General features: G+C 36.6%; 16 protein-coding genes. 10 read left to right on the forward strand and 6 right to left on the reverse strand.

The features are described from left to right. Positions 1-4: 4 nt before the first annotated feature. On the reverse strand, positions 5-1,321 hold the full coding sequence (ahcY, locus tag EKL99_RS08215; protein ID WP_126457562.1) for an adenosylhomocysteinase: 1,317 nt from the start codon (positions 1,319-1,321) through the stop codon (positions 5-7). Positions 1,322-1,602: 281 nt separating this feature from the next. Here ahcY and EKL99_RS08220 point away from each other — a divergent pair, with 281 nt between their 5' ends. From EKL99_RS08220 to EKL99_RS08255, 8 genes are all read left to right on the forward strand, one after another. Continuing rightward, positions 1,603-2,232 (forward strand): 4'-phosphopantetheinyl transferase superfamily protein, encoded by a 630-nt coding sequence (locus EKL99_RS08220; protein ID WP_126576743.1) that lies wholly within the window; start codon positions 1,603-1,605, stop codon positions 2,230-2,232. A 138-nt stretch (positions 2,233-2,370) separates the two neighbouring features. After that, positions 2,371-3,090, forward strand: a complete 720-nt coding sequence (locus EKL99_RS08225; RefSeq protein ID WP_126576744.1) for a geranylgeranylglyceryl/heptaprenylglyceryl phosphate synthase — start codon at positions 2,371-2,373, stop codon at positions 3,088-3,090. Further along, positions 3,090-3,719 carry a nicotinamide riboside transporter PnuC gene (gene pnuC / locus EKL99_RS08230; protein WP_126561472.1) on the forward strand — a complete coding sequence of 210 codons (630 nt, stop codon included), beginning with the start codon at positions 3,090-3,092 and terminating at the stop codon, positions 3,717-3,719. The genes EKL99_RS08225 and pnuC overlap by 1 nt, the downstream gene beginning before the upstream one ends. Beyond that, on the forward strand, positions 3,674-5,794 hold the full coding sequence (locus tag EKL99_RS08235) for a DUF4301 family protein (RefSeq protein ID WP_126576745.1): 2,121 nt from the start codon (positions 3,674-3,676) through the stop codon (positions 5,792-5,794). Before pnuC ends, EKL99_RS08235 begins: the two co-directional genes overlap by 46 nt. A gap of 13 nt (positions 5,795-5,807) precedes the next feature. After that, positions 5,808-6,212, forward strand: a complete 405-nt coding sequence (arfB, locus tag EKL99_RS08240) for an alternative ribosome rescue aminoacyl-tRNA hydrolase ArfB (RefSeq protein WP_126457557.1) — start codon at positions 5,808-5,810, stop codon at positions 6,210-6,212. A 314-nt stretch (positions 6,213-6,526) separates the two neighbouring features. After that, a complete protein-coding gene (locus EKL99_RS08245) occupies positions 6,527-8,617 on the forward strand; it encodes a TonB-dependent receptor (RefSeq protein ID WP_231507408.1) in 2,091 nt (696 codons plus the stop codon). Positions 8,618-8,826: 209 nt separating this feature from the next. Next, entirely contained in the window at positions 8,827-9,543 is a 717-nt protein-coding gene (locus tag EKL99_RS08250) for a DsbA family protein (protein ID WP_126455170.1), read from the forward strand. A 138-nt stretch (positions 9,544-9,681) separates the two neighbouring features. Further along, positions 9,682-10,665 (forward strand): Gfo/Idh/MocA family protein, encoded by a 984-nt coding sequence (locus EKL99_RS08255; RefSeq protein WP_126457551.1) that lies wholly within the window; start codon positions 9,682-9,684, stop codon positions 10,663-10,665. An 81-nt stretch (positions 10,666-10,746) separates the two neighbouring features. Here the strand turns inward: EKL99_RS08255 and EKL99_RS08260 are convergent, their stop codons facing one another. Further along, positions 10,747-11,418, reverse strand: a complete 672-nt coding sequence (locus EKL99_RS08260; RefSeq protein ID WP_126576747.1) for a hypothetical protein — start codon at positions 11,416-11,418, stop codon at positions 10,747-10,749. 390 nt (positions 11,419-11,808) lie between these two features. Here EKL99_RS08260 and EKL99_RS08265 point away from each other — a divergent pair, with 390 nt between their 5' ends. Together EKL99_RS08265 and EKL99_RS08270 are read left to right on the forward strand one after the other, a co-directional pair. Then, complete coding sequence (locus EKL99_RS08265; protein WP_126553926.1) at positions 11,809-13,083, forward strand: Y-family DNA polymerase; 1,275 nt, start codon at positions 11,809-11,811, stop codon at positions 13,081-13,083. Further along, entirely contained in the window at positions 13,074-13,514 is a 441-nt protein-coding gene (locus tag EKL99_RS08270; protein ID WP_126576748.1) for a LexA family transcriptional regulator, read from the forward strand. Before EKL99_RS08265 ends, EKL99_RS08270 begins: the two co-directional genes overlap by 10 nt. Before the next feature lie 108 nt (positions 13,515-13,622). On the opposite strand, the gene EKL99_RS08275 is transcribed toward EKL99_RS08270, so the two are convergent. The 4 genes from EKL99_RS08275 to EKL99_RS08290 all read right to left on the reverse strand — a co-directional run bounded on the left by EKL99_RS08275 (position 13,623) and on the right by EKL99_RS08290 (position 19,909). Beyond that, complete coding sequence (locus tag EKL99_RS08275) at positions 13,623-16,799, reverse strand: efflux RND transporter permease subunit (RefSeq protein WP_126456161.1); 3,177 nt, start codon at positions 16,797-16,799, stop codon at positions 13,623-13,625. Between the two features lie 76 nt (positions 16,800-16,875). Next, positions 16,876-17,943 carry an efflux RND transporter periplasmic adaptor subunit gene (locus EKL99_RS08280; protein WP_126457547.1) on the reverse strand — a complete coding sequence of 356 codons (1,068 nt, stop codon included), beginning with the start codon at positions 17,941-17,943 and terminating at the stop codon, positions 16,876-16,878. A gap of 5 nt (positions 17,944-17,948) precedes the next feature. Next, positions 17,949-19,313: a TolC family protein gene (locus tag EKL99_RS08285; protein WP_126561480.1), complete on the reverse strand. Its 1,365-nt coding sequence runs from the start codon at positions 19,311-19,313 to the stop codon at positions 17,949-17,951. Continuing rightward, positions 19,310-19,909 carry a TetR/AcrR family transcriptional regulator gene (locus tag EKL99_RS08290; protein ID WP_126561481.1) on the reverse strand — a complete coding sequence of 200 codons (600 nt, stop codon included), beginning with the start codon at positions 19,907-19,909 and terminating at the stop codon, positions 19,310-19,312. Before EKL99_RS08290 ends, EKL99_RS08285 begins: the two co-directional genes overlap by 4 nt. Positions 19,910-19,987 lie beyond the last annotated feature (78 nt).

The raw sequence follows: 19,987 nt of genomic DNA on the forward strand, positions 1-19,987 counted from the left end.
TCGACTAGTATCTGTAATATTCTGGTTTGAACGGGCCTTCAACTGGAACGCCAATGTAATCCGCTTGATCAGTACGTAACGTCTCTAATTCAACACCCAATTTAGCTAAGTGTAACATGGCTACTTTCTCATCAAGATGTTTTGGTAACATGTACACATCATTGTTGTATGCCGCACTGTTTTTCCATAATTCGATTTGAGCCAGTGTTTGGTTAGTAAAGGAGTTACTCATTACAAAACTTGGGTGACCTGTAGCACAACCAAGATTTACCAGACGGCCTTCAGCCAAAACAATAATATCATTTCCAGCAATAGTGTATTTATCAACTTGAGGTTTGATTTCGATTTTTGATGCACCGTGGTTAGTGTTCAACCAAGCCATATCAATTTCGTTGTCAAAATGTCCAATGTTACAAACGATAGTTTTGTCTTTCATTTTCTCAAAATGAGAACCCAAAACAATATCTTTATTTCCAGTAGTGGTAATGATAATATCAGCAGTTGCAATAACCGTATCTAATTTTTTTACTTCAAAACCGTCCATTGCTGCTTGAAGCGCACAAATTGGGTCAATTTCAGTAACTGTAACAATAGAACCAGCACCTCTAAAAGAAGCTGCTGTCCCTTTACCTACGTCACCGTATCCACAAACGATTACTCTTTTTGCAGCAAGCATCAAGTCAGTGGCACGACGAACTGCATCAACTGCTGATTCTTTACAACCGTATTTGTTGTCAAATTTCGATTTAGTAACCGAGTCATTCACGTTGATTGCCGGCATTGGCAATGTTCCTGCTTTTACTCTTTCGTATAATCTGTGTACTCCAGTGGTAGTTTCTTCGGATAATCCTTTGATTCCTGCAACTAATTCCGGGTAACGGTCTATAACCATATTGGTCAAATCCCCACCGTCATCAAGAATCATGTTCAATGGTTTTCTGTCTTCACCAAAAAATAATGTTTGCTCAATACACCAGTCAAAATCAGGTTCGTTCAACCCTTTCCAAGCATATACCTGAATTCCAGCAGCAGCAATCGCTGCAGCAGCCTGATCTTGTGTAGAGAAAATGTTACAAGAACTCCAAGTCACCTCAGCACCAAGAGCGATCAACGTTTCAATCAAAACCGCAGTCTGGATTGTCATGTGCAAACATCCCGCAATACGAGCACCAGCAAGTGGTTGTTCGTTTTTGTATTCCGCACGAAGCGCCATTAAACCTGGCATTTCAGCTTCTGCTAATTCAATTTCTTTTCTTCCCCAAGCCGCCAGGGAAATGTCTTTTACTTTGAAAGCCACAAAAGGCATAGTTGTAGTACTCATTTATAGTATATTTGTAATTACTTCGTCCGTTCGCCTTTCAGGCTCGGGTGAAAATTTTTTGCAAATTTACGCAATAACTTTAGAATTTTACGGTTTTCCAGAAGATTTATGAATTGTTTAATTCGCTAATCTTTTGAACATTAACTAAATAATTTCTTTAAGCTGAACTTGTTTCAGTTTCTGGAGCTATTTCCCGTTATTCGCTATATCTTTTTACACGCAAAAAAGCGTGAAAAAAGGATATCACTGCTACCGGGGCTAAAAATCAAGATCACAACACGATGCCGCTTTATAAAATCATACATCCTAATGCCGCCACCCAAATTTTAATTTGGAAAATAACGGAACCTTTCTCCGAATTAAACCAACAGATTGTTCTTAATGTAAACAATCAAAATCGACTGGACGGAATGAAATCCGAAATGCACCAACGCGCCTTCTTGAGCGTTCGTAAGGCATTGCAACAAGCCGGATATACTGATTTTGATTTGTATTATGACACCTTCGGAAAACCCCATTTACACGATGGGAAGCACATTTCCATCACACATTCTCATGAGTTTTCGGCCATTATAATCAGTGACGAAACTGTAGGAATCGACATTGAATTGCAACGCAATAAAATCATCAAAATAGCACATAAATTTTGTGACAGCGAGTTTCAATTCTTGGATATGGATAGTGAAGAATATATCCGAAAATTAACGGTTATTTGGGGTGCCAAAGAGGCTATTTTCAAAATTAGAAACGAAAGAGGAATCAGTTTCAAAGACCATATAAACGTTCATTCATTTGAATTAAATGCTAAACAAAATAAAGCTAAACTTCATTTTAATAATGTATTGAAGGATTTCAATATTCATTTTGAAGAAATAGAGGATTTTACGTTAGTTTATGCTTTCGAAAAATAGTACACAGTATTTCATCGCGCAGTTTGTCATTGCTTTGCCCGTACTGGTTAAGCAATGAAAAGACAATTAATAAGCAACAATATAAAGTATCAGAAATCCGTTTAAATCCACAAAATCCGCGTTATCTGCGTACCAAAAATGACAAACATTTATAACGAAATCATACAATCTAAAGTCGAATGTCAAAAGCTCCTGGCGATTCTTCTGGATCCTGATAAAATAGTTTTGGAAAATTTACCTAGTTTAATTTCAAAAATCAATCAATCACCCGCAACACATATTTTCATTGGCGGAAGCCAGGTTGAAAACAACATTTTAGACGAATTAATTATAGAAATAAAAAAAAGCAGCACATTGCCTATCGTTTTATTTCCTGGAAACCCATCTCAAATTTCAGATAAAGCCGATGCAATTTTATTTTTGTCTTTAATTTCTGGTCGCAATCCTGATTTTTTAATCGAACACCAAGTAAAAGTGGCACCCATTTTAAAACAAACCCAACTCGAGATCATTTCTACCGGTTATATTTTGATTGAAAGCGGCACTGAAACCGCAGTAGAACGCATTAGTAAAACAAAGCCTTTAGATAGAAATAATCTGGATTTAGCATTGGCTACGGCACAAGCCGGCGAAATGTTAGGTAATAAACTGATTTATCTCGAAGCGGGAAGTGGCGCTAAACAAGCTGTTCCGTTAGAAATGATTGCATTAGTTACTCAAAATATTGAAATTCCGTTACTTGTTGGTGGTGGTATTGTAGATTTGCAGGGAATTCAAAACGCGTATGCTGCCGGAGCCGATCTAGTAATTATAGGAACCGCTTTTGAAAAGGATATTAATTTTTTTAACCTTAATTAATGATAGACTATTTTTTTTCGCAGTACAGCGAGTATTCAACATTAGATATTATCTTGGAAATTATAGCTGTCATTTTTGGATTATGGAGTGTTTGGTACGCCAAAAAAGACAATATTCTGGTTTTTCCAACCGGATTAGTGAGTACATCCATATTTGTGTATTTGCTCTGGAAATGGACCTTGTGGGGTGACATGATGATTAATGGCTATTATTTTGTAATGAGTATTTATGGCTGGTACCATTGGACCCGAAAAAAAGGCGATACGGAAGAATTCCCAATTTCAAAAATTTCAAGTTCTGAAAAACGAATTGCGATAATTCTTTTTATATTTACGGTCGCTTTTGTGGTTTCAGTATATCACTATTTTGGTAAATTTACCACTTGGTATGCCTATGTAGATACATTTATTACAGGGATTTTCTTTGTGGGAATGTGGCTCATGGCCAAAAGGAAAGTCGAGAATTGGGTATTTTGGATTATTGGAGATGTAATTTCCATTCCGTTGTATTTTGCCAAAGGCTATACCTTTACCAGTTTTCAATACATAGTATTTACAATAGTTGCCATTTTTGGCTATTTAGAATGGAAGAAAATCTCAGACAGCTCTCAAACGGAGTTACAAAAATAATTAAAATAGCTTTATTTGGTCCTGAAAGCACTGGCAAAACTACCTTGGCCAGACAGCTTGCAGACTATTATAAAACGGAATGGGTTCCGGAGTTTGCACGTGATTACCTGCAAGAAAAGTGGGATTTAAGTCAGCAAATATGTACCGTTGATGATATGCTGCCCATTGCTTACGGTCAAGCTAAATTAGAAAATGAACGAACGCTGATTGCCAATAAATATCTTTTTTGTGATACGAATCTAATGGTGACCAAAGTTTTTTCGGAGGTGTATTACAACTATTGTGATCCTTTGTTGCATGAAGCAGCTCGCGCACATGAATACGATTTGTTTTTTCTGACAGATATTGATGTACCCTGGGAAAAAGATGATTTGCGAGACAAAGCAGAAGGAAGAGAATCTGTTTTTGCCGTGTTTAAACAATCTTTAATCGATAATAATAAACCATTTATAACCCTTTCCGGAGACCAGGATTTGCGTCTCAAAAAGGCAATTGCAAGTGTTAATGACTTAACTTTAGCAAGGGAACTCGGGTTTTCCTCGGATGATTTTCTGTATATTCAGGAGTATGGAATTTCAATGAAAAACATTCAAAAGCAATTGAATTTTTTTAAAAACGGTATCCCCAAAGCAGATTTGGTTCGTCCGGCAACAGTGTCTAATGGTATTTTAAAGCTATCTGAAAAAGATTTTCAAGAAAAATCCCTTTTTTTTGATGCCCATAAATCAAATCTGAAATTACAGAAATTTGTGCCTGCTTCCGGAGCAGCCAGCAGAATGTTTAAGTTTTTGACGGAATTCATCAATGAATTTGATGTTGAAAATGAATCAATTAACTCCTATATCAACCGAAAAAAAGCAAATAAACTTGCTGTTTTTATCGTGGGAATGGAAAAACTTCCCTTTTTTGATGCAATCGATAAACGACTCAGAGCCGAGTATGCCGCTTTTGATACTTTAGATCCAAGTTTGAAAAATTATTATTTTATAAAATTTATTTTGTCATCTGATTATTTTGACTTTGCAAATCAGCCAAAAGGGACTCTTCCTTTTCATAAATACAAAACCCATATTGCAACTCCTGTGGAAGAGCATTTACAGGAATGTACGCATTATACGAGCACTAATAACTGTTCTCATTTGCATTTTACAGTGTCAGAATCCCATCAAAAAAAGTTTGAAAGCCGCATTGATGCAATTAAATCTAAAATTGAAAAGCAATCGGGTGTAACAATACAAGTTAGTTTTTCCTATCAAAGCAAGCGAACTGATACACTTGCGGTTACTATGAAAAATAAGCCGTTCCGAGATGAAAAGGGACAATTAGTTTTCAGGCCCGGAGGACACGGTGCTTTGATTGCCAATTTGAATGATTTAGAGGCTGATATAGTATTTATCAAAAACATTGACAATGTAATTCAAAACAATTTAGAGAAAATTTCTTTGTACAAAAAAGGGTTGGCGGGCATTTTGCTAGCAATACAGCAGCAGGTTTTCAGGTATTTAAACGCCTTGGATACTGTGGCAATTGAGTCCGCGTTTGTAGATGAAATTATTCTTTTTTTGAAGGAAAAATTGAATACTACAATGAAGGACGGTTCTCATACGGACAGTCTGGACAATAAAGTCAAGGAAATAAAAGCGATTTTAAATAGGCCGATTCGCGTATGCGGAATGGTAAAAAACGAGGGTGAACCCGGAGGAGGGCCGTTTTGGGTCCGGGATCATCAAGGAGGAATTTCATTGCAAATCGTAGAAGGTTTCCAAGTCGATTTGGCAAACGACAATCAAAAGGCAATTCTGGATGCTGCTACCCATTTTAATCCGGTTGATTTAGTCTGTAGCCTAAAAAATTATAAAAAAGAGAAATTTGATCTCACTCACTTTGTGGATTATAGTAGTGGTTTTATTGTGGAAAAAAATGTAGCGGGCAAAAACATCAAAGGGTATGAATTGCCTGGTTTATGGAACGGCGCAATGGCTAAATGGCTGACTGTGTTTGTTGAGGTGCCTTTGATTACTTTTAATCCGGTCAAAACGGTGAATGATTTGTTGAAACCGGCACATCAGTTCTAAAATTTATGCATCAATGGAAATAGAAAAAATCGTATCCGAATTAAGTTTTAAAGCAGTCCGCAGCAGTGGAGCCGGCGGTCAGAACGTAAATAAAGTATCCTCTAAAGTGGTGTTGACTTTTGATCTGCACCATTCTCTGGCTTTAACGGACGAAGAAAAACTTTTGATTGCAACTAAATTATCGTCCAGACTTACCACTGATGCTGTTTTAATTTTAAATTGTGAGGAAGACCGAAGTCAATTTAGAAACAAAGAACTCGTAATCAAACGATTTTTGGAATTAATAAAAAATGCATTGCTTGTTCCAAAAGAAAGAAAACCCACCAGAATCCCTAAATCAGTCATTAGAAAAAGAATAAAGGATAAAAAGACTATTTCTGAAGTCAAGAAAAACAGGAGAAAACCAAATTTAGAATAAGATTTTATTTTTTATTTTCTAAAATTCTAAATTTCGAACAAAAAAAACTACTTTTGCGCTGTCTCAAAGGGGTGCTCTAAATAACGAGCTGAGATCATACCCAACGAACCTGGGCGAGTAATGTCGCTAAGGGAAAAAATGACAAAGAAAATAGCGTGCACACTATCTATTTGTCATAGGAAACAATCATTTATTAATTTAACAAAAGGAATAATTCCCCCTTTTATTCGTAATCTTATTTACGGATGAATACTATTTTAGTCTCAAAGTCTCAAAGTCTTAAAGTTTCAAAGTCCAAGAATCTGACATATTTTATGTCTTCTGTCTTTCTCTTTACATCATTTATCTCTTTTTCTCAAGTTAAAGACACTACGAAAGTAAACCAACTTGATGAAGTCTTGGTTTCGGCGGTGCGGGTCACTACTAAAACGCCGGTAAGTTTCAGTAATTTGGACAAAAAGGAAATCAAATTCCGAAACTTAGGACAGGATATTCCTATTTTAATGAATTATTTGCCGTCAGTTGTGACGACTTCTGATGCGGGAAATGGAGTAGGGTATGCCGGAATTCGCGTACGTGGTAGCGATGCAACAAGAGTGAATGTCACTATCAACGGAATTCCTTACAATGATTCTGAAAGTCAGGGAACCTTTTGGGTAAATATGCCAGATTTTGCTTCATCATTAGAAAGTTTGCAATTGCAACGTGGCGTAGGAACGTCTACGAATGGAGCGGGTGCTTTTGGGGCGAGCTTAAACATGTTGACGGACAATTTTGCCAAAGAAAGCTCTGGTGAAATATCGAACTCTGTGGGTAGTTTCAATACCAGAAAACACACCGTAAAATTCAGTACGGGTTTGATGAACGACCATTTTGAAATCGCAGGAAGGTTATCAGCCATCAAGTCTGACGGGTTTGTAGATCGTGGCGCTTCTGATTTGAAATCCTATTTTCTACAGGGAACGTATGTCGGCAAAACGACTTTGATAAAAGCATTGGCTTTTGGAGGTACCGAAAAAACGTACCAGTCTTGGAACGGAATAGATGCAGAAACGCTGCAGAATGACCGAACGTTTAATTCATCAGGTGCTTTTACGGACGAGCAAGGAAATGCTCGTTTTTATGATAATGAAACGGATAATTACCAGCAAGATCACTCTCAATTGCATTGGAACGAAAAAATATCTGAAAACTGGAGTACTAATTTTGCTTTGCATTACACCAAAGGAAAAGGATTCTATGAAAATTATAAAGAAGATGCTAAATTTTCCAGCTATAACTTGACGCCAATTACTATTGGAGGAACAACAATAAATAGAACGGATTTAGTGCGTCAAAAATGGTTGGATAATGATTTTTACGGTACTACTTTTTCTGCTAATTATAAAGAGGAAAAACTGGATGTAATTTTTGGTGGTGGATGGAATAAGTATGAAGGCGACCATTTTGGAAAAGTGATCTGGGCACGAAATGCTTCACAGAGTGAGTTAGGAGATCGCTATTACGATGATTATGCCAATAAAACGGACGGGAATATTTTTGCGAAAGCCAATTACCAAATCACAGAACAGCTAAGTTTATTTGGAGATTTGCAATATCGTTCAGTGAATTACAAGGCTAATGGTGTTCAACCAACACTTGTGGATGATACGTTTAATTTCTTTAACCCTAAAACGGGATTGACCTATACGATCAATTCCGGAAATTCCGTGTATTTGTCTTATGCCAGAGCCAATCGCGAACCGAATAGGAGTGATTATGAAGGCGGAAACGTAAAGCCAGAGAAACTAAATGACTTTGAATTGGGGTGGAGATATGTTGCGGAAAAAGTACAATTTAACTCGAATGTGTATTATATGGCCTATAAAGACCAATTGATTTTGACAGGGAGTTTAGACGATGTAGGTGCTCCTATACGCTCCAACAGCGAAAAGAGTTACCGTTTAGGGCTGGAAGTGGATGCTACAATAGCGTTGACAGACCAATTGATTATTCGTCCAAATTTTACCTTGAGTGCCAATAAAAATTTGGATTTAGCTGTTGAAGGTCAAAATTACGGAACTACTGAAATTGCGTATTCACCATCAATAATTGCGGGAAATATTTTGGTTTATACGCCCATTGAAAATCTTCATATTTCATGGTTGCAAAAATTCGTTGGGGAACAATACATGAACAACATCGAATTACCGGCTGCAAAGTTGGCGGATTATTTTGTGAATGATTTGAATGTTGCTTACACCTTTAAACCCAAATCAATTTTTAAAGAAATAATTGTAACAGGTCTTGTAAACAATTTTTTAGATAAAAAATACGTTTCTAACGGATACATATATGACATCTATCCGTATTATTATCCACAAGCAGGAATTAATTTCTTAGCGGGATTAACGTTGAAGTTTTAGTATAATGATTATAGTTGACAAAAAACCATCACGAGCAATTTTGATGGTTTTTTTGGTTCTATTATAAAGGATTACTTTTCTGACTTTCTGATTCAAATAAATATTTACTATTCCAGTATCTATAATTAAACACTAAAACCCCAAAAGCTCAAAACTGAATTGATTAATTTTGTATTATAAAATTAATTTTTGAATTTAATTAAAGGAAAATGGGAAATACATTAAAAATACAAATCTGGTCGGATATCATGTGTCCGTTTTGTTATATTGGAAAAAGAAGAATAGAAGGTGCTTTACAGAATTTTGAGCATAAAGATGCAGTTGAAATTGAATGGAAAAGTTTTCAGTTAGACGCCGGCTTTGTTGCTTCTCCAGAGGATGATATGGTTGAGCATTTGGCCGAAAAATATAGAAAAGATAAAGATTGGGCACAAGAGATGCTGAATAATATGACTGAAAATGCTAAAAATGCAGGATTGGATTTCAATTTTGAAAAAGCGGTTATGGCCAATTCGCTGCATGCACATCGCTTGTTGCATTTGGCTAAAAAATATGATTTGGCAAATGACTTAGAAGAATTACTGTTCAAAGCCTATTTAACGGATGGTAAGAATATTAATGATTTGGATACATTGAAAGCGTTAGGACTGGAAGTAGGACTGAATGGCGAAGCTATTGATGAAGTGCTAAATTCTGATGCGTACGCAAATGAAGTGCAGCAGGATATAAATGAGGCGCAATCTGTCGGGGTTCAAGGAGTTCCTTTTTTTGTTTTCGATAATAAATATGCAGTTTCGGGTGCGCAACATGTGGAAACCTTTGTGAAAACACTTGAAAAAGTATGGGAGGAAGGCAAATTTGATTCGAAAGTCACGGTATTGAATACCACCGATGGAGACAGTTGTGGAATTGATGGTTGTGAGTAAAACGAGAATTTCAAACGATAAGCAATTAAGTTCCATCCAGCGTTGTATCTACAAGAAGCATAATTTCTTTCTGGTTAACTATTACGCAAAACAGTCGCAGTAGCGCACAATCGTCTGAGGCAATGAAAAATTATCATTATGAGTGAACCTACAAAAGTAATCCGCTGGGGAATATTAGGCTGTGGCGATGTTACCGAACTGAAAAGTGGTCCTGCGTACCAGAAAACGGATGGTTTTCAAGTGGTAGCAGTAATGCGAAGAGATGCGGTTAAGGCTGCGGATTATGCTAAAAGACACGGAATCAGCAAATATTACACAAATGCCGATGATTTGATTAATGATCCTGAGATTGATGCGATTTATATTGCCACGCCTCCGGATGTGCATAAATTGTATGGACTCATGGTGGCTGCAGCCGGTAAAATATGTTGTATCGAAAAACCTTTGTCTCCAAATTATCAAGACAGTCTCTCGATTTGTACTGCTTTCGCAGCAAAAAAAATTCCGTTGTTTGTAGCCTATTATCGCCGAACATTACCTCGTTTTGAACAAATAAAAGCGTGGCTTGATACCAATAGCATTGGTGACATCAGACACATAAGATGGCATTTGAGTAAACCTGCAAGTTCTACGGATTTATCAGGCGAATACAATTGGCGAACTGATGCGTTGATTGCTGCAGGCGGTTATTTTGATGATTTAGCAAGTCACGGCCTGGATTTATTCACGCATTTACTGGGAAATATAAAAGAAGTTTCGGGGCTTAGTATTAATCAACAGGGATTGTACGCTGCTAAAGATGCCGCGACTGCCTGTTGGTTGCATGAATCTGGAATTACAGGTACCGGAAGCTGGAATTTTGGGTGCTATGAACGGGAAGATAAAGTGGTCATTTATGGAAGCAAAGGAAAAATAACGTTTTCTGTATTTGAAAACGATCCTGTAGTGCTTTCGAACGCACAAGGACAAACAGAAGTACTCATTGACCATCCTGAAAATATTCAGTTGTATCATGTACAGCAAATGCGAGAGGACCTTCTTGGCCACAGTACACACCCTTCTACAGGTTTGACAGCAACGCATACGAGTTGGGTTATGGACCAAATTATGGGGAATTTGTAGTGTTTTCAATTGTTCAAACAAAAATCCCGTTGATACGAATACCAACGGGATTTTTCAAACAAACCATTTATAACTAACAAACTATCTTCTATTGATTACGATGGCTACGCGACCGGTTCCTTTCGTTTTTTCAATTTTTGCTTTGGGGCCATTTGTTCTGTAATAGTAAGAGTCGTCGTCCTCTGAGTTTTGGTTGCCACCAAAATCATTGTCGTAATCACGATCATTTCTGTTTTGACCGTATTGGTAACTTCTACCACCTTTTACAGCGCCAACAGTTTCAACAATCTGGCCATGACGGTTGTAGATTATTTCTAAACCTCCTACGCGTTCCAATGCAAATCGGTTGTAGGTCATATACACGGAACCCACTCGTTTGATGCGGTCATTTGAATCATAGTTGATAAACACATTTCCTACTTGTCTTACTCTCCCCATATTATCGTGTGCTACTTTTACCCCATAATTCCCGTTTCGCACATTGCCTGGCACACCATGGGTTTTGTTTACCCCATTTTTTCGGCTTGACTTATAATAGATATCCCGTCCAATTGTAGGACGTGTATTAAAATCTAATTGTCCGTCAGGGAAAATAAAAAACTCAATTCCTCTTTCTGTGAACACAATTGGGTCGGCATCTCTAAAATCTACTGGAGATCTTCTTTCTACAGAAAAATCGATTTTTTCTGTGGCATTCGCTATACTACCTCCCAAAATGAAGATACTAGCTACTAAAAAGGTAATTTTTTTCATGATACAGTTCTTTTGAATTTTGCCTACTCTTGAGCTTTTCGGCTTTCGCTTTTTGTGTTATTTGATAAGGGATATTCAAGGAGCATGCCAAAATTTTTAATCAAGGGATTGTGTCTTTAAAGTACGGCCTGATTTTGTAGGCTTAATCCACTTAAAATCAGTATTTTAATTTGTATTAAAAACAAAAAACAATTTTATTGAAAAGCAATTATTATGATTTTTTTTCATAAAATTACTGTACCTGTTGATGTTTTTCATAAAAGAAGAATGCCAGTAAAGGAGCATTAGCTACTTTTAAATCCTTTTCACTACAAAAACTACTTATCAACAGTGCTTAAAATTAACTGTTGTTACGAACTCGCTTCAACTGATATTGAGTAATTTTGCAACATGTATGCTTTAGTTGATTGTAACAATTTTTACGCTTCCTGCGAACGTGTTTTTCAGCCGAAATTCAACGGAAAGCCGGTTGCAATATTATCAAATAACGACGGTTGCGTGATTTCCAGAAGCAATGAAGCAAAAGCGGCCGGGATTCTTATGGGTGCGCCGGCATTTCAGATTAAGGAATTGGTAAAAGAGAAAAATATAACATTATTTTCATCCAATTATGCACTGTATGGAGACTTGAGCAATCGGGTGATGGCTATTTTAGGGCAGTTTACACCAAATCTAGAAATTTACAGCATTGATGAAGCCTTCCTGAATTTTGATGGTTTGACGATTTCCGATTATCATGAGTATGGAATCCAAATGAAAACTCGGATACGAAAATGGGTAGGGATTCCGGTTTGCATTGGCTTTGCCGAAACCAAAGCATTGTCTAAAGTAGCCAATAAAATTGCCAAGAAATTCCAAGACAGAACGCAAGGCGTTTACGTTATTGATACGGAAGAAAAACGAATCAAAGCCTTGAAATGGATAAAGATTGAAGATGTCTGGGGCATTGGTTACCGGATGAATAAAAAGATGAAAGCTAAAAATATTGTGACCGCTCTGGATTTTACGGCACCACAACACGAAGCTTGGATCAAAAAAGAAATGGGTGTGATTGGGATGCGTTTAAAATATGAACTCGAAGGAAAATCAGTATTGGATTTAGAGCCCATTGTTGACCAAAAGAAAAGTATTGCTACGACCAGAAGTTTCCCAAAACAAATTGCTGATTTTGATTTGCTGCGCGAACGTGTAGCAACTTTTGCCGCGGTTTGTGCAGAGAAATTACGCAAACAAAATTCCTGCTGTCATACCATTATTGTAATGTTAGTGGTGGATAAACATACGGTACAAACCTCAAAATATTATTTTAATATGGCGATTACATTGCCGTATGCGTCAAATTCTACATTGACAATTTCTAATGTTGCTATCGCAATGTTGAAGAAACTGCACCAAGGAAATGAACATTTGAAATTCAAGAAAGCGGGCGTGATCGTCACGGAATTGATTGATCAAAACAAGAAACAATTGCAGCTGTTTGACGAAGAAAACCCAAAACATTTGCTGCTGATGAAAGTGATGGATGGTCTCAATAACAAAATTGGAGACAAGAAAGTAAAGTTGGCTACCCAAAATTTAAGTCTGACCTGGAACATGAATCAGAACCATTTGTCACCCGGATACACCACTAATTTTAAAGACATACTCGAAATCAAATGCCAATAAATAACGGACAAAAACTAATGTTCTTTCTGCCTGATTTTGAAAGTGAATTGCGAATTCCTTTCATAAACGAAGGGGTTTCGGCGGGATTTCCATCACCGGCCGCAGATTTTATGGAAATGAGCATTGATTTGAACAAGCAATTGAGTGAAAGCCCATTAGCTACTTTTTACATCAGAGTCAAAGGAAATTCTATGATTGATGCTGGAATCAATGATAAAGATGTTCTTGTTGTGGATAGAAGCTTGGAGCCACAGAACAATAAAATTGCAATTTGCTTTATCGATGGAGAATTTACGGTGAAACGCATACAACTGGAGAAAGACTGTTTGTATCTGATGCCTGAAAATTCCAATTATGCTCCGATAAAAGTCACGGAAGAAAATCAATTAATCATCTGGGGAATTGTGACCTATGTGATTAAGAAGGTGTAAAAGCCAGTTGTTGCTATTGTTAAAATTGAATTCTTAATGGATTTTTAGCCATAAAAAAACCTGTTCAAACTAATGAACAGGTTTTATCTTTTATAATAAATTCAGATTTTAAACGGTATGTTTTGGATTAAATCCATCTTCACTTAGTTCTTTATGCTCATAATCGGCAACCATTTCAGCTTCATAATCAACTTTTTCTCCTTTCGAAAGTCTACTGATGGCTTTTTCCATAATTTGGTAAATTACCGGAACTACTACTAAAGTCAAGAATAATGAGGAAATTAATCCCCCAATAATTACCCAAGCCAAACCGTTTTTCCATTCCGCTCCAGCTCCAGAGGCTAGCGCAATGGGGAACATACCAAATACCATCGCGATAGTGGTCATCAAAATTGGACGAAGACGCGCATGATTTGCTTGGATTAATGCTGTTCTGACCGTTTCGCCAGCTTTACGCCTTTGATTGGTATAATCTACAAGCATAATCGCATTTTTACACACCAGACCAATAAGCATGATGATACCTAAAATGGTAAATATATTCAGTGTATTATTGGTTAAAGCCAAAGCCAACATTGCACCAATAAAGGAAAGCGGGATGGCAAACAATACCACAAATGGATGTACAAAACTGTCGTATAACGAAACCATTACCAGGTAAACCAAGACAATTGCAGCTAATAACGCAATTCCTAATGTACCAAAACCTTCGGACTGGTTTTCCTGATCACCACCCCAAATATAATTTACACCGGTTGGTTTTTTTAATTTTTCAATTTTTTCTTGCCATTGTGTTACAATAGTTCCTGAAGCCACACCCACATTTTGGCCTTTTACAGTTACCGATGCTGATTTGTCTCTTCGTTCTAATTCACTTGGACCGGAACCTTCGGTTACGGTTGCAAATTGATTCAGTTTTATTTGTTGACCACTATCGTTTATGAAAATTAAGTTTCTGACATCTGCGATACTTTTTCTGTCGAATGCATTGTATTTAATGTTGATGTCATATTCGTATTCACCAGCTCTAAATCTACCATCAGTATTTCCGCTAAAAGCAGTTTGCATGGTCATACCTACTGTTTGCAAACTCAATCCTAAAGCGGCCATTTTATCTCTATCGACTTTTACGTTTACTTCTGGATTTCCATCTTCTACAGACAATTCGATTTCTGTTGCTCCAGGAATGGTACGTAATTCTTTTTCTGCTGCTTTTGCAAATTGCATGGCGCTTTCTACATTTGGCCCCGTTACAATTAATCCTAAAGTAGCATCTTCTGCAGTTCCTAAAATACCAACTGGAACTGTTTTTACTTTGGCACCAACTAGTATTTTTTCTAATTTGCGTTTGGTTTTTGCAGCATACACATTTGCAGGTTCATTACGTTTGTCTAATCCAACCATTTTTACGTTTATCTCCGATTTGTAAGCAGTGGCTTGCGAAGCACCAAGACCTTCACTGGTTTGACCAATCGTTGTAATTTGACTAAAAACATACTCTTCTTTCTGCAAGAATGCTTCTGCTTTTTGCGTCATGAAATTGGTTTGCTCTAATGAAGCATCTTTTGGCATTTCTATCTGAACTAAAAACTCACCACTATCAGACGCGGCAAAGAATTCCCCACCAATAAATCCACCGCCAAATAAACTAATCATCGATCCAAAAAAGAGTACTAAAACGATAGCTAGTGTTTTAAAATAATGATCCAAACACCATTCTAATAATCTGGAGACCCAATTTGTAAATCGTGTCAAATAGCTTTCAAATCCCAGGATGATTCTTCCAAAAAGATTTTTACCTTGAATGTGTTCTAATTTCCCGTATCTGGAAGATAACCATGGGATGATTGTAAATGAAGCGACTAATGACAGCAATGTCGAGATAATAACCGTTACACAGAATTGTGTAATAATGTTAGAAACCAATCCGGTACTCATTGCAATTGGTAGAAACACTACTACAATTACTAAAGTAATCGATACAACAGTTCCACCAATTTCTGCAGTTCCATCATAAGCAGCTCGAACTTTATTTTTCCCCATTTCCATGTGCCTGTAAATATTCTCGAGAACCACAATGGCGTCATCCACAAGAATACCCACCACAAGAGAAAGTCCTAATAAACTCATTAAGTTTAAGGTATACCCCATCAAATAAATTCCAATGAACGTAGCAATTAATGAAGCAGGAATAGAAACCATTACAATCAATGAGTTTCTGATGCTGTGCAAGAAAAATAACATCACAAGAGCCACTAAAAGTACCGCAATTAGTAAATCATGCACAACAGCATCGGCAGCTTCTAATGTGAAAATAGTACTGTCTTTTGCTATTTCAAGTTTTAATCCGTTTGCTTTATAATCCGTTTCCAGTTTAGCAATTGTTTTAACTAACTCTTCACTTACGGCAACCGCATTGGCATCCGATTGTTTGATGATTTGTAAAATAATAGCACTTTTTTGATTGACACGCGCTATTTTTTCAGGAATTTTTTGAGTATCCTGAACATCAGCAATAGCGTCTAAACGAACTTGTATTCCGTTTTTAGAAGATACAATTAAGTTTCTTAATTCATCAACAGTTTTATATTTTCCGGCTAAACGAATTAGTATTTTCTGCTCACGAGTTTGAATGTTTCCTGTTGGAAAATCCAAATTAGAAGATAAAATAGTTTGTTGCACTTGCGGAATCGAAAGTCCGTAGGCTTGCATTTTTACCGCATCAAGATTTACTTGAATTTCTCTTTCTTGTCCGCCAATAATATTTACTTGTGCTACACCTTCTACTCGAGAAATAACGGGTGCTAATTTTTTATCAATTAAGTCGTAAAAAGCAACTTCATCCATTTTTCCGTTGGCACCAATAGTCATAATTGGTAAATCGCTTAAAGAAAATTTAGTCAATGAAGGCGTTTCAACATCATCAGGCAAATCACTAAGAATAGCATTTATTTTACGCTGCGCATCGTTCATGGAAATATTAACATCAGCCGAAGACGTTAATGTAATGGACACTGTTGATAAACTTTCGTAGGACTTCGAGTCTATTTTTTTAATATTTTCTAAGGATGCAATGGCATCTTCAATTTTTTTGGTAACCGTATTTTCTACCTCACTTGGTGATGCACCCGGATAAATAGTGGCAACAGTAATTACATTGGTTTCGAATTTTGGAATCAATTCGTAACCCAATTGGCTGTAACTGAACAGTCCACCAAGTGTTAGAATCGTAAACAATACAATTACTAACGAAGGACGTTTTATGGATATTTCTGCTAATTTCATATATTTATATTTTTAGGTCTTAACGTATAAGGTCATGCCGTTTTCTGCTTTTGACCTTTGGGTTTACAACTTTCGACTATTTAATGACATCCACTTTAGATCCGTCCTGAAGGTTGATTTGACCTGTGACAATTACAGTTTCGCCATTTGAGAGTCCGTTTAGAATTTCTACTTTGTCCCCAAGAATTCTTCCAGCTGTAACTGTTTTCAATTTGGCAGTTCCGCTTTCAATTACAAAAACCTGATTGCTGCTTACACCTCCTACAAAAGCATCTCTAGGAACAATCATCAACGATTGTTTTTGTTGTTTCGATGCAAATTCAGCGGTTCCGTACATACCCGCTTTTAAACCGTTGGAAGCGTTGTTTGTAATTTCAATCTCGATGGGGAAATTTAAAATTTCGTCCGCTTTTGAGGCGATAAAAGTGATTTTCCCTGAGAAAATTTGGTCTGGATAAACGCTTGCTACAACTTTTGTGACGGTACCTACTTTTAAACTGGCCACTTGGCTTTCGTTAACGTTAACTTTTAGTTTTAGTTTGGAAACATTTACAATATCAAACAATTCCGTAGCAGGTGTAGCAGAAATGATTGATCCAACCTCGATGTATTTCTTATTGATAAACCCACTAATTGGCGCTTTGATTCTTGTATCTCCAACATTGATATTTGCTTGTGTTAACTGGAATTTAGCATTTACCATTGCTAGTTTTACCTGATCTACTTGTTGTTTAGTTACGCCGCCTGTTTTGTATGCATTTTCAAATCGGGTGTAATCAGCCACCGCATTTTGATACACCGCATTAGCGTTTTGCGCATTTACGTTTATAACATCACTTCGTACAATGGCGAGTGTTTGTCCTACTGAAACATAATCGCCTTCTTTTACAAGTATCTTTGTTATTTTACCTGATTTTTCAGCAGAAAATTTTAATTCTTGTATGGGTTCAAAATTTCCATTGGATGAGAAATCTAATGAAACAGCTTCGGTTTTTACGGTTTCAACTCTAACAGAAACGGAGGCGTTTTTCTCCGCAACAATAGTTGTTTTAGCTTCGTTTTCTTTTTTATTATTGGTTAATACGTAGGCAATTAGTCCTAAGGATGCTACAATTACTACTACTGTTATTATTATTTTTTTCATTTTGATTATTTATTGGTTAGTGTTTTTAATTCCCCTTTGGATTTGACTAATTGTATTTCTGCCAGTTTGTACTCTAATATGGCTGATGTGTAGTTGTTTTGAGCTTCGGTCAATGAGTTTTCGGCATCCAGTAAATCAGTCAGTGTGGTTAATCCTTGTATATAGTTGTTTCGGGTGTTATTTAAAACCTCTTTGGCTAATTGGGCATTTTCTTTCTGATTTTTGATTGTGGTTAAGCTGTTGTCAATTTGCGTTTTTGCATTGGCAAAAGCCAGGTCAAGTGACAACTTGGTATCAACCAACTCTTCGTGGATAGTTCGTAGGTCAACATCGGCTTGTCTCACTTTTGCACGAGTGCCAAATCCAGTAAATATCGGTACTTTCAAATTCAAGCCAATCGAAGAGAAATCAGACCAGTACACTCCTTTAGAAGGTTTTCCGCCCAAAGGCATTACAGGACCCTGACCAATATAATTGTACCCGGCATTCAGTGATAATGTTGGGTAATAAGCAGCTTCAATAGCCTTTTTTTGATAAAATAATAGTTGTTCTTGTTTTTTCAAAAGCAAGTATTCCGTTCTGTTTGCCGTATTTGGAATTTCAGACAATGCTTGTGACCCTACTTCAAAGGCAGTTTGTGGAATCTCGATTTGGGTTTCTATGGGCATTCCCATATAAAATTTCAAGGTATTTTCTTGTATTTGTACGGCATTCAGTACCTGTTGACGTTGTGTATTGATGTTTGAAATTTTTACTATAATTCGATCCAAATCAATTTTCTTGGCTAGACCATTGTCATATTGTCCTTTGATGATGTTTCTTACTTTGGTGGTATTTTTTAAAGTGCTGTCAATCACCGTTAGTTTTTGTCGCTGCACATAGACTTGGTAATAATTATTGGCCACACGCTCAATTACTTGCTCTTCTGTTAGTTGATTGTTGATCTGGTAAAATTCTCTGGTAGATTTTGCTGCTTTTAGGCCGGTAAAAACAGTTTGGTCGAAGATAGCCTGTGTCAGAGAAACTCCGGCAGTAGAAATCCATGGTTGGCCAAAAGCGGCTTGGATGGTAGTTCCCGGAGCGCCAAATCCTGCTCCGTCAATAACAGTTGTTTGTATTACAGGATTGTACGTCAAATTGCCATTAGCTGAAATTTGAGGCAAAGCTCTGGAGCGTATTTCCTGAATTTGGTATTCACTGTTCTCTACTTGTAATTGTGCTTTTTTGGCATCTGCTTTGTTTTCTAGAGCATAGTTGATGGCTTCTTTTAGCGTAAGTGTTTGTACGGGACTTGTACCTGGGTTGCCTGAGTTTTGTGATTGAGCCGAAATCCCAAAGGTCAGGATGGCTAGTAAAATTATAGTTTTCATTTTGTAGTATAGTTAAGTAAATGTTTTTCAAGTTCAATTATCCCGCTGGGAGTTGCCATAGCTCTGGTATGGTATTCTAAAATCTCAAGTTCTATCTTTTGAGCTTCTTTTTCGGAACTGGTACAGCCCTTTATACTGAAAATTAAATAATAATAAAATCGCGTGTAACTTTCAATATTTATATTCTCGCGGTAAAAACCTTGTTCGATTCCTTTTTTTATGTTTTGTTCAAAAGTGGTGTTGCATTCATTGATTTCTCTTGTCATCACTTTCTCATAAATTTCAGGATAATGTTTTTTTAATTGGTAAATGGGGGAGTCGTCTGAGGATTGAAACATTTCTTTAAACATTTTTCGTATTTCAAAATTTTCTGCGATAGCATTATAATTCTGGGCAATAATACGGTCAATAATTTGATGGATTTGTTTGTGAATTGCAGTGGTGCTTTCCTCAATAAGTAATTCTTTATTGCAGAAATATTTATAAATCGTTTTTTTAGAAATACACATTTCTCCTGCAATATCATCCATGGTGATGCTCTTAAAACCTAGTTTTAAAAACATCTCACTTGCTTTAGTTATAATTTTTTCTTTCATTTTTAAGGCTGAAATGGTTTCAGTATTTTTTAATTAAATTCAAATTTGTTGATTTGAACGATTAATTTCGAGTGCGAA

This window comes from Flavobacterium sp. ZB4P23, from assembly GCF_003970375.1.
GTDB lineage: Bacteria > Bacteroidota > Bacteroidia > Flavobacteriales > Flavobacteriaceae > Flavobacterium.